The sequence below is a fragment of the Bartonella sp. AP331QHHD genome (assembly GCF_042195905.1).
Classification (GTDB): domain Bacteria; phylum Pseudomonadota; class Alphaproteobacteria; order Rhizobiales; family Rhizobiaceae; genus Bartonella.
Genome location: NZ_JBHIPG010000064.1, coordinates 1 through 12175 on the forward strand (window position 1 = coordinate 1; position 12175 = coordinate 12175).

Annotated in this window: 8 protein-coding genes and 1 tRNA gene; 2 read left to right on the forward strand and 7 right to left on the reverse strand. The window is 35.3% G+C overall.

Translation table 11 applies throughout. From position 1 onward, the window contains the following. Nucleotides 1-512: 512 nt before the first annotated feature. On the forward strand, nt 513-1520 hold the full coding sequence (gene gpsA, locus ACFIMS_RS08000; protein WP_375652409.1) for an NAD(P)H-dependent glycerol-3-phosphate dehydrogenase: 1008 nt from the start codon (nt 513-515) through the stop codon (nt 1518-1520). Nucleotides 1521-3366: 1846 nt separating this feature from the next. Here the strand turns inward: gpsA and fabI are convergent. From fabI to fabA, 3 genes are read right to left on the reverse strand one after another with little or no spacing between them, the layout of a single operon-like run. Then, the gene (gene fabI / locus ACFIMS_RS08005; RefSeq protein WP_375681212.1) at nt 3367-4185 is read right to left on the reverse strand and encodes an enoyl-ACP reductase FabI; all 819 of its coding nucleotides are present in this window, start codon (nt 4183-4185) and stop codon (nt 3367-3369) included. Between the two features lie 48 nt (nt 4186-4233). Continuing rightward, complete coding sequence (gene fabB / locus ACFIMS_RS08010) at nt 4234-5454, reverse strand: beta-ketoacyl-ACP synthase I (protein WP_375628420.1); 1221 nt, start codon at nt 5452-5454, stop codon at nt 4234-4236. 57 nt (nt 5455-5511) lie between these two features. Then, nucleotides 5512-6021 carry a 3-hydroxyacyl-[acyl-carrier-protein] dehydratase FabA gene (gene fabA, locus ACFIMS_RS08015; protein ID WP_273722474.1) on the reverse strand — a complete coding sequence of 170 codons (510 nt, stop codon included), beginning with the start codon at nt 6019-6021 and terminating at the stop codon, nt 5512-5514. Between the two features lie 232 nt (nt 6022-6253). Here fabA and irrA point away from each other — a divergent pair, with 232 nt between their 5' ends. Further along, the gene (irrA, locus tag ACFIMS_RS08020) at nt 6254-6766 is read left to right on the forward strand and encodes an iron response transcriptional regulator IrrA (protein ID WP_375612837.1); all 513 of its coding nucleotides are present in this window, start codon (nt 6254-6256) and stop codon (nt 6764-6766) included. 46 nt (nt 6767-6812) lie between these two features. On the opposite strand, the gene ACFIMS_RS08025 is transcribed toward irrA, so the two are convergent. The 4 genes from ACFIMS_RS08025 to ACFIMS_RS08040 all read right to left on the reverse strand — a co-directional run bounded on the left by ACFIMS_RS08025 (nt 6813) and on the right by ACFIMS_RS08040 (nt 11918). Then, nucleotides 6813-7373: an SH3 domain-containing protein gene (locus ACFIMS_RS08025; protein WP_375612838.1), complete on the reverse strand. Its 561-nt coding sequence runs from the start codon at nt 7371-7373 to the stop codon at nt 6813-6815. A 1619-nt stretch (nt 7374-8992) separates the two neighbouring features. Further along, nucleotides 8993-9226: a 30S ribosomal protein S21 gene (rpsU, locus tag ACFIMS_RS08030; protein ID WP_012754552.1), complete on the reverse strand. Its 234-nt coding sequence runs from the start codon at nt 9224-9226 to the stop codon at nt 8993-8995. A 185-nt stretch (nt 9227-9411) separates the two neighbouring features. Then, a complete protein-coding gene (locus ACFIMS_RS08035) occupies nt 9412-11085 on the reverse strand; it encodes a formate--tetrahydrofolate ligase (RefSeq protein WP_375611441.1) in 1674 nt (557 codons plus the stop codon). A 756-nt stretch (nt 11086-11841) separates the two neighbouring features. Beyond that, a tRNA-Arg gene (locus tag ACFIMS_RS08040) sits at nt 11842-11918 on the reverse strand. Between the last annotated feature and the right edge of the window lie 257 nt (nt 11919-12175).

A 12175-nucleotide genomic window follows, 5' to 3' on the forward strand; every position in this document is an offset into this window, starting at 1 on the left:
GTTCAGAAATGCCCATGGGGCAGGGTCTAAGTACGCAAACTCCTGTAGATCAAGCACCTGGTTCAGAAATGCCCATGGATCAAGATCCAAATACGCAGTTTCCTGTGGAGTAGTTGTTAGAAATATCTACGGAGCTGATGCGGCATGTATCAGCTTCGTAGAAGAAATTTGTAGGATATAAAGCAGGAGATAAGTACAAGATATCAGTGGAATGAGTATCATTATTTTGAATATACTTTTAATTTAAAAAAGAAAGTCCGTGGGGTATTTAGTCAAGCTTTAATTTTTGAGACAAATAGCTATTTGTAGAATATACAAAAAGTGATATTTGTAAAATTTACTACAAAGAAAGAGAATGTGCGAAACAAGTTTTTATGTTGTGTGAGATAAAAAAGCTACGAAGCAGTAATATTTTTAGATTTAAAGAATTTATATTAAAGATAGCATTAAAATTATTTGTAATAATAATATGCAATTGAAATCAAAAATTTAGAGAATAATCAGAAAATTTAATGAAAACCGTTGCAATGACAGTTATAGGTGCTGGTTCTTTTGGTACTGCATTAGCGATAGCTCTTGCCCGTAATGGTCATAATGTTTTACTTTGGGGATATAGTCCTCAACATATCAAAGAATTACAGGAACAACGTTGTAATCAAGTATATTTACCCGATGTTCGATTTCCTGAAAATTTATTACTTGAAGCTTCCCTTGAAACTGCAATAACGGCAAGTCACAATATATTAATCGCTGTTCCAAGCCATGTATTTCATCAAGTTTTGTATAATATTCAGCCTTATTTAGATCAGCATTCACGCGTTATTTGGGCTACAAAAGGTTTAGAACATGGTACTGGACGTTTCTTACAAGAGGTTGCTCGTGAGATTTTAGGTGAAAAAATTCCTTTAGCTGTTTTTTCTGGACCAACTTTTGCGCAAGAACTAGCTATTGGTTGGCCTACTGCAATGACGATAGCAGCTTCTGATGTTGAGTTTGGTAAAGAATTGCAGCAACTTTTTCATTGTGACAAAACTTTTAGAGTTTATAAAAGTTCAGATATGATTGGTGTTCAATTAGGGGGGGCCGTCAAAAATGTTATTGCTATTGGTGCAGGAATATCAGATGGCATAGGTTTTGGGGCAAATGCACGAATAGCTCTTATCACACGAGGACTAGCTGAAATCAGTCGTTTAGGGGGGGCTATGGGTGCTGAGCTTTCCACATTTATGGGAATGACAGGCTTAGGTGATCTGGTTTTGACATGTACTGATAATCAGTCGCGTAATCGCCGTTTTGGAATACTTCTTGGTAAAGGAATAGATATAAAAGAAGCAGAAAAACAAATTGGTCAGGTTGTGGAAGGATACTTAAATACCAAGGAAGTATATACGTTGGCGCAGCGTATTGGGGTAGAAATGCCCATTGTAGAACAAATTTATCAAATTCTCTATTGTGGTAAAAATATAACTGAAGCGGCAAACACATTACTAAGCCGCGCCCTCAAGGACGAAATTCAATAATATCCTGTTTTTTAATAATTCCAATCGTAAAAAATAGAAACATGCTATGATAGACATATAAAATAGATTTTATTGATGGTTGTATAAGGCAGTCATATTCCAGAAAATTATAGATTCATATCATTCGATTCTTTATGAAACATGGCTGAAATATAAAAGTTTTGGCTTTTGTCTAAGAGCTATCTCTTTTAAGATAAATTATCGTTTCCACTTACACATGTTTATGTAATGTAATGAACAAGATATTTTTATTGTCTCTTAAATTCATCTCACAATGATATTTGCAAACAGAATAGTACAAGACTCATTAGGTAGAAGCATCTTATTTATGTAACGTATAAGCTAAGAATATCGGGGCAGGGATATTGTGAATCTCTGTTTTTGTAATTCTTTAAAACAAGAAGACAATCTAATTTGGGAAGAAGATGAAATTTTAAAGCTGAAAATCGGTTCCCATTTCTACAATCATTTTTAAATTCAGTTTTACGCTATCTAAAGCAATATCTTTTAAATAATGGAGATTATCTCACACCTTTATTTTTCTCATTTTCTAATGAAAGCATTTCTCTGATGTGTCAGGTAAAATAGAACGTCCAAAAAAACACGATTGCTGTTATATATTCACGTGCTTGTTTTAAAGAGACCTCTCTTAAAAATCCTAAGTCCAATTTGCGACGGTGACCGTGAATAGTGTAACCGATAAAGCTATTGTGCACATCCCCATCTTTATGTTTATGAAGGAGGAAGACGAGCATCATTACACCCCCAAATGTTGTGAGACAGCTCTTGGCACTTGAAGCTGTTCAGTAGAGATATTTAAGCCTTTTATTTTCTCACATGTCAATTCTGTTTTTTATATGCAAGAAATGATTTTTGGAATTATAACTTTGAAAGTCTAAGATTGAAAAAATGTTATTGTACTTGTTTGTGGCTGTCATTTAAACTGAAAAATAATGTGATTATAAAGATAAAAAATTGATTTATATAAATAATTCATTTTATTTTTGTATTGAGTTAATTAAAAATATATGTTTGCTTGTCACAAGCGGGTTAGTATGTGGATAAAAATTATTAAAGATACTTCTAATGAATCATCTCAAGTGTCAAAGGTTGTTTCAATATTAGAACATGGCAAGTAAAATGACGGTGTCGGTTTGTCATCTATATAAACATTAAAATGGTGGTAAAAAAAGGATTTTATGTACTTCACAAGGATTTTTTATACGTTCTACAGGTACCATTGTGAAATGGAATGGCGTGCATTGAGAGATATCTTTAAAAAATGCATGAAGGAGAAACAGCTATAGTGTTTTTGGGTGTTCTATTTTACCTGACACATCAGAGCAATGCTTTCATTAAAGAACAATAGTAAGATTAATGATTGATTTCTTTACGCCTTCATATTCATCCTAAATTAGATTGTATTTGCGTTTCAAGAATAAATCAAACGGTAGGAATATTTTTTTCAATTTGCTACACAAAAGCTGAAACTAAGGGTTTTAATAATTCTCTAATCTCTGTTTCAAACTGCGGTGGCATGAGGGTTGGATATTGATTTATAAGCAATGGCAAAAGCGTATGCTTTAGTAAGGTAAATAACGTCATAAAATACACACTTTATCAACCATGGATTGAAGAAATATTCCGGCTTTTATAAAATATTTTGCGAAACAAGGCATCGTACATCTGGTTTTGTATTGACTTATTCTTACAAACATTTGCACATATTCCTTACGTCATATTATTATAAGTCAATACACTATTATATAGCTGAGAAAGTACTCAATACCCGATTAAAGCACTATGTACATGATTGATTTTCTTTTTTAGTGCAATGAAATAAATTTTATTCTTCTTGGGAATCGTCACTTTTTTTCAGTTCTTCAAGTATTGGCATAGACATGATGTTATAGCCTGAATCAACATAATGGATTTCACCTGTAACACCTGATGATAAGTCAGAGAGTAGATAAAGAGCAGATTTTCCAATTTCATGAATATCTACGGTACGCCGTAATGGGGCATTACGGCGTTGATGTGAAAATATTGCCCGTGCAGCTGCAATACCATTACCTGCTAAAGTTCTAACAGGACCAGCGGAAATCGCATTGACACGAATATTTTGAGGACCAAAGTCCGCTGCTAAATAACGTACCATAGCTTCTAAAGCTGCTTTAGCAACACCCATGATGTTATAATTAGGCACAACTTGCTGTGAAGCACCATAGGTAAGAGTTAAAAGTGTTCCTCCATTGGGCATAAGCTTACCCGCGTGCTGGGCAATTTCAGTAAAGGAATAAGCTGAAATAACCATCGTGCGTTGAAAGTTTTCACGTGTTGTAACATCAACGTAACGCCCTTTTAGCTGAGTTTTATCTGAAAAACCAATGGCATGGACAATAAAATCAATTGTTTTCCATTCTTTTTCAAGTTGCTCAAAGACGTAATCAATATTTTCACTTTTTTCAACGTCACACTCTAGCACTAATTTGCAGCCAAGTTTATCTGCTAGGGGATGAACACGTTTTCCAAAAGCATTTCCTTGATAAGTCAACGCTAATTCCGCTCCTGCTTGTGCGAGCTGACAGGCAATGCCCCAAGCAATTGAATGGTCATTCGCAATTCCCATAATAAGGCCGCGTTTGCCCTCCATCAAACCTTTCATATTATTCTCCGTAAGACCGTACTTTTTTCAATTACTAAGAGCTTTTGTTTATACATAACGTTGGAAAACAAGCGTTGCATTGGTACCGCCAAAGCCAAAAGTATTCGACAATACGGTATTCAGTTGTTGATGATCACGTCGTTCACGAACGATTGGCATATCAGCAAAAGCTGGATCAAGTTCTTCAATATGGGCACTTTCACAAATAAAATTATGATTCATCATTAACAATGTATAGATTGCTTCGTGAACACCTGCTGCTCCCAAGGAATGTCCTGTTAGAGACTTGGTAGCGGAAATGGGGGGGCATTGATCACCTGCTCCAAAAACACGACGGATAGCTTCTATCTCAGGAGGATCACCAACAGGAGTTGCTGTCGCATGGGGATTGATATAATCAATTTTATTATCGACTGTTGCAAGGGCCATGCGCATGCATCGTTCTGCTCCCTCTCCTGATGGGGCAACCATATCATGTCCATCGGATGTCGCACCGTATCCAACGATTTCTCCGTAGATTTTTGCACCACGTGCTTTAGCAAGTTCTAAATCTTCAAGGACTAAAACGCCAGCACCTCCAGCAATGACAAAACCATCACGATTAACATCATAAGCACGTGAAGCTTTGTGAGGAATGTCATTATATCTGCTGGACATAGCGCCCATGGCATCGAATAAAACAGATAGTGTCCAATCCAAATCTTCGCAGCCACCGGCAAAGATGCGCTTCTGTTTACCATATTGAATCATTTCGTAAGCATTACCAATACAATGATTGGAGGTAGCACAAGCTGAAGAGATTGAATAATTGATCCCCTTTATTTTAAAGAAAGTTGCTAATGTTGCAGATGCTGTAGAACTCATCGCTTTAGGGACAACAAAAGGTCCAACACGTTTTGGGCCTTTTTGGCGTGTAATGTCAGCAGCTTCTACGATTGAATGTGTTGAAGCACCTCCAGAACCCATAATAATACCCGTGTGTTCGTTCGATACTTCATGCGGTTCTAGACCCGCATCAGCAATTGCTTGATCCATAGCGATGTGATTCCATGCTGTTCCACGCCCATGAAAACGTAGAGCACGTCGATCTACGAGTTCTTCTATATTAATATCGGGCTTGCCATAAACTCTGCTACGAAAGCCTAATTCAGCATATTGAGGTGCGTAAGAAATTCCGGATTTTGCTTCACGTAAACTGGTTAAAACAGCTCCAGGGTTATTTCCAATTGCGGAGACAATTCCCATTCCGGTTACAACAACTCGACGCATTCATACCTCCTCGTTCCATACAGAATAGTGAAAAGTTCTTTCTGACGGAAATAACGTTCAATCTTCTTTGAATAAAGCAACACGTAAATCGTTCGCCTTATAAATAGTCTCTCCATCTGCTTTTAGCCACCCATCAGCTATTCCTAAGACTAAATTTCCACGTCGAATACGCTTAAAATCTATTTCATATTCAAGAATTTTGGTTTGTGGAGTTACCATCCCTGATAACTTTACTTCACCTGTTGATATTGCTCTTCCTTTGCCTGGTTCGCCTAGCCAACCAAGAAAAAAACCTGTTAATTGCCACATACCATCCAGTCCGAGACATCCTGGCATGACGGGATCGCCTATAAAGTGACAATTAAAGAACCACATGTCTGGTGTAATGTCAAATTCGGCGCGAACCATTCCTTTATCGTATTTACCATCAGTTTCACTAATTTGAGTGATTCGATGAATCATTAACATTGGCGGTGCTGGCAATTGCGCATTACCTCTACCAAACATTTCGCCGCGAGCGCAGCTTAGAAGCTCTTCATATGTGTAGCGAGACTTTTGTTCAGCCATTGTTACTCCATTTATTTGCATATATCTTTATTTCTGCGCTTTTCCCAACCTACTTTTAGAGCAAATTTTAAAGAGAGGGAAATGATTTTATATCATTTTTAATGACAAAAGCCTTTTTTTATGTATTCTACATAGGTAATTATTTAAAAATGGAATACAAGATTACACCATACTATTCCCATTTTTTTGTATTTTGATCTTATTTAGCAGGAATATATTTGGGTTTGTAATTATGTCAGTGAGTGCAGACAATTTAGATATGAATGAAGAGCAGCAGTTCACAAAAGAGTGTGGAAAAATTGTGCAATATTATTCCATTTCTATGTTAGAAAAACATTTGCGTCAAAATGGTCTGCGTCCAACACGTCAGCGGTTGGAACTTGCACATATGATTTTTTCTCAAGGAAATCGTCATATTACTGCTGAAGAGCTCTATGAGGAAGCGGTGAGGGCAGGTGTACCTGTATCTTTAGCAACGGTTTATAATACGCTTCATCAATTTACGGAAGCGGGATTATTACGGATTATTGCCGTAGAAGGCTCAAAAACTTGGTTTGATACCAATACCTCTGATCACTACCATTTTTATATAGAAGGCGAAAATCGTATTCTTGATATTCCTTATAATTTGGAAGAAGCTCCCATTATTAGAAATTTGCCTAAGCCACCAGAAGGTATGGAAATTTCACATGTTGATTTAATCGTGCGATTGAAACCAAAAAATCAATCTTGTGATAGGCAGTGAGGATATTCAATGAGGAATAAAAATTAAACTTGTTGAGTTTGAGTATTCACCAACCTTTTACTTTTTCATCAGGATAGATTCCCCATAACTGGGGTTGCTGAAGCCATCCGCGCGTATTATTAATGTTTAGTTCGCACCATTGTCCATCACATTGGCGGATGTTACCAATGACGTTAGGTTCTACTTCCGCCACAAGTTCTGCGTTGTCGGTGGGGTTTTTTCGTAGCATCAGCCTTTTTGTTTTATCTTTTTGCCATGGAATAGTTATAGCAGTTCGCTTTCCCGATAAAAGCGATTGATACACCCATCCCTCATCGCCTTCTGCATCACGAATTTTGCGCCATTGATCATATTCTTGAATGATTTCAATAGGTAAGCCCTTCTTTTTGTAGGTGAAAATGATTGAATAGTTGCTTCCTGGTCCGACGCGTACATTAACGCTGGTGGGTTTAATCGAAGCAAATCGCGGAAGTGGTAAACCACTGGGCCCTAAATTTTGATTAAATGTTTGTGCATGCAACAAATGAGATGAACCCAATACAATGACTATTGCTATTAAGATACATGATATGAGTATTGAAACGCGAAACCAACGAGAATTTTGCACACCGAACTCCTTTATTTCGTCATATATTGGAAATTTAAAATCTGAAAGATAAGACTGGAAACTGATAAAAAGTATGACACATTGCTCGTTAAAGAGATCTAAACGATGAAAAAATTGCTACAAAAATATCAAAATAAGGAAAACAAAAGGTTTGTATTTCTTAGTGCTTATCTTGTTTATGAGGGGGTAGATATAAATAAACATTAGATTTTTATGTAGCTGTAAGCGTGATAAAACAGTAAAGTATATTGGAGCCATAGGCAGTTTTTGTACAGGAAATTAGGGCTAAAGTATTGCATCTCTTTTTTGAGTTTGTTTCTCAAAGTAAAAGTGCATGTATGCATACTATGAACAAAGAGCTGTTCAGAAAGGGATTATTGTGTGGCTTGAAAAGAAGTTTTGAATGAACAAAATAATACGATAAATAAAACATTTAAGCGTAAAAATATGAGCAACATTATAGAGTAGATTGATATATGAAGGGCTAATTTTAACAGGACACTTTTTCGTGATAATTCATTTATAAAATTTTCTACACTCTAATCTTATGCCATGATAATGCTTATCCGTATGGTAGATAAGCTGGCTCCATCGTTCTATTTACCAGCTTTCAATGTTATGCAGTTCCTATTATTCATAGTGTTTATAAGAAGCATTTTTGTTTTTTCTTAAATAGCTTTTATTCTATTTGCATACGAATCCCGCTTATGATGTACAAGAAAATAATCTTGATTGATTCAATATGAGAAAGTGTTGAGAAACTTTACGTTATTCAGAATTATTACTTAATATGAAAAACGATTACTTATAATAATAAATCTCCGCGTTAAAAACTTTAACTCGTTATTTAAATTTTAAAAACATTTCCATCAAAAATGGTAATAAAAGGCACATTCATCCATATTAAAATACAGTGTTTTCTCTGTTTATTGTCAATTTTCTTTTTCTCTAACTCAGTATAGAAGAAAGTTGAATGAAATAGAAAGGCTTATTCGATACACTGATGAGGGTAATTACATAAGTGATGAATAGAAGAAATTTATCAAGAAAAAAGAATCTATAGTGCAGTGGTTGAAATTCGTCATCCTTTAGAGAGACAGAATCAAGAGATATAAAAAGTTATGGAATTATATCGTTTCGTTACATAACTGAAGGGAAAGAGGATTATGAATTTGATATTATATTTTACACACAATCGCATATTGCGATAGTTATTTTTGTTTTGTAATCAGACCTAGAATGATCGAAAGATGTAGAATATTTAATGACAAAAAAGAAGTTCATCATGAAATTTGTACATAAGAAGCAGTGATGTAAGAGATATCCAGAAGGAGAAAATTATAGCGAAAAGTGATAATAAAACACCCCGCACTCAATTTACATAGGAAAAAGTCGCTTAAATATCTCAAGTGTAGTTTGTTATCTATTTTTAAAATATAAGAGTGAAATAAAAACCACCTCTATGATAGAAACCTTATTATTTTCAAATAACTAACATATTAGATAACATTGTACATAAAAACCTACACAAGCAATTCATCGCAATTGCCTATGAAGATAAAATTTTCTAGTAGCTTACTATCTATTGCTTATGCAATTATATAATATCATAAAGTATATTACTTTACCGCAACAGTTCGTCCGTTACTAACAAAACCTTCTCTTTGTGCACGCTTACGAGCAAGCTTGCGTGTACGACGAATAGCTTCAGCTTTTTCACGAGCACGCTTCTCAGATGGCTTCTCATAATAACTACGCATTTTCATTTCACGGAAGATACCTTCACGCTGCATCTTTTTTTTCAACGCGCGGAGCGCTTGATCAACATTATTATCACGAACGAGTACTTGCACTATTTATCCTGCTTTTTTCAGTGTCACAAATAATAGGAAAACCTACGTCCTTTTAAAGGCATATCCAAAAGGACAGAAACTTATACCATATAAATAAGACATTTGTCTATATCGCTTTTAAAAATTCTATTTTTTTTGTAATAAAATGCTTTTTATAATGAATGATAGATTTCATGATTATAAACTTATGAAAGTCCTTGTATTTGATCATTTTCGTCAAGATGAATTTTTTCAGCCGTGGGATAATGGGGTAGTCCCGGCATGGTCATAACATCTCCACAAATGACAACAATAAAGCCGGCTCCCGCACAGAGACGAACTTCTCGTATGGGAATTTCAAAATCAACAGGAGCTCCGTATTGCTTGGGATCAGAAGAAAAAGAATAAGGTGTTTTGGCCATACAAATAGGGTAGACGCCAAAACCTTCTTTTTCCCAAGTTTCAAGTTGTTTGAGAATAGGGGCTGAGATGATGGCGCCACGTCCACCGTATAGCTTTGTTATAATACAATTAATTTTTTGAACGAGTGGAATATCATCTTGATAGAGAACTTTAAAATCAGAATCGTGCTTTTCAATCAAGGTAACGAGTTCTTGTGCAAGTTCTATAGCGCCTTTTCCACCTTGTTCCCAATGCTTACAGATAATAGCTTTGTGTCCAGTTGTTGCAACTATTTTTTGTAATGTTTTTATTTCAGCATCGCTATCGCTGTCAAAATGATTGATAGCCACAACACAAGGAATACCGTAGTGCTTCATATTTTTTATGTGTCGTAAAAGATTGGCAGCTCCTTTTTCTAAAGCGGTGATATTTTCTTCTGTCAGGTTATTTTTATCCAGACCACCATTCATTTTTAATGCACGAATAGTTGCGACGATCACTGTAGCATTTGGTACAATACCTGCTTGCCTACATTTGATATTGAAGAACTTTTCTGCTCCAAGATCTGCTCCAAACCCTGCTTCTGTGACAACATAATCAGCAAGTTTTAAAGCAGTTTTTGTTGCTATAACTGAATTGCAACCATGAGCAATGTTGGCAAAAGGTCCTCCATGAACGAGAACAGGATTATTTTCAATTGTCTGTACGAGATTGGGTTGTATAGCATCTTTGAGAAGAACTGCCATTGCACCTTCTGCATTGAGATCAGCAACGGTAATGGGCGTTTTATCATAACGATAAGCAACAATAATTTTTTTGAGTCTTTGTGTAAGGTTTTCTAAATTTTCAGAGAGACAAAGAAGCGCCATAATTTCTGATGCAACAGTAATATCAAAACCTGTTTGACGTGGAAAACCATTTGTTATGCCCCCCAATGAAATGACAATATCGCGCAATACACGGTCATTCATATCAAGAACGCGCTTCCAAACAATGCGACGTGGATCAATGTTTAGAGTATTTCCCCAATAAAGATGATTATCTATCATTGCGGCAAGAAGATTATGAGCAGATGTAATAGCATGAAAATCACCGGTAAAATGTAAATTAAGGTCATCCATTGGAATGACTTGCGCATAACCACCACCAGCAGCACCACCTTTTACACCAAAACAGGGACCTAAAGATGGTTCTCTCAAGGTAGCTATTGTTTTTTTACCAATAAGATTAAGAGCATCACTTAGTCCAACTGTTGTTGTTGTTTTGCCTTCTCCGGCAGGTGTGGGATTGATAGCTGTGACAAGGATAAGTTTACCATCTGGATTTTTATTAAGCGATTTTATGTATTCAGAAGAAATTTTAGCTTTATCATGACCATAGGGAATGAGATTTTCATGTGAAATACCAATTTTTTGTGCAATTTCAATAATATGTTGCTTTTTAGCAGTGCGAGCAATTTCAATATCAGTTTTAGGCATGGAAAAATTCTTTAAATTCAGCTTTTATTAATGTTTGAGATCTGTACTCCATGGATTAATTAGAAAAATTCATAGAGAACAGAAAAATATTAAGATATCATAGAAATCGATGATATGCCATGCAAGAGATAATGCTAAAGAAGCACAAGAAGAGTTTTATTGTTTTTTAGGAAAAAGAATCTTTTTGCTTTTAAGCAGTAAAAATACGTTTAATTCAATTAAAAATATTGCGAAAAGAAGCTTTGGTTTGCAACAAATGCTGATGACATTAATGGATACCATAAGTGTTTCATAGTAGTACGTTTGAGAAGTAGTTTATTTATTCTTTCTAACAACACACTGAAAAAGTTTCACATGGTGGTAAACCGGAATTTATGGCGACACATCTGAAGTCCCTCTTAAGATGGGACTGCTAGGAATAAAATATCCAGAAACATCCAGTTATGGAACAATTAGAAATAAGCACGTAAAAAATTACCTAACTGAGTAGAGAGTATAATCCGGAAGAGACCAAAAACAAGCGCATAGATTGAAAAAAGAAAACAACAACATACGCTACTCATGCAATCGCTACGATTATAAGCTAATAAAAGCAACTTAGAGCTGAATTGAAGGACTCGTAACATCTTATTCTAGCAAAATGGCTAAAGAAACGACTCACAACAGAATGAAATAACAAAATACAAAGATAGGTAAAAATAAATCACAAAATAAAGAATTTAAAAAGTCTGACTTTATAAGTAAGATATTGATAGATGGCGCACCCGAAGAGATTCGAACTCCTGACCCCCAGATTCGTAGTCTGGTGCTCTATCCAGCTGAGCTACGGGTGCATACATTTCAATTTTTTACATTGTCTAAGACAAAAGGGTTCCTAATCGTTTCATTAAAGAAATGCAAGTGAAACTTGAGTCGTCATAAAAAAAATCTCTCTTTTTTTATGATATATTTTAAAAAAGGATATAATATATTATGGCTTCAGTTGGTTTTGATATGAACATTTTTTTGTCATGACTATACAAAGCAATATGAACGATAGTTAACTTGACGTTTTAATCTATGAAAGATAGTCAAGCAGAGATGAGATGTG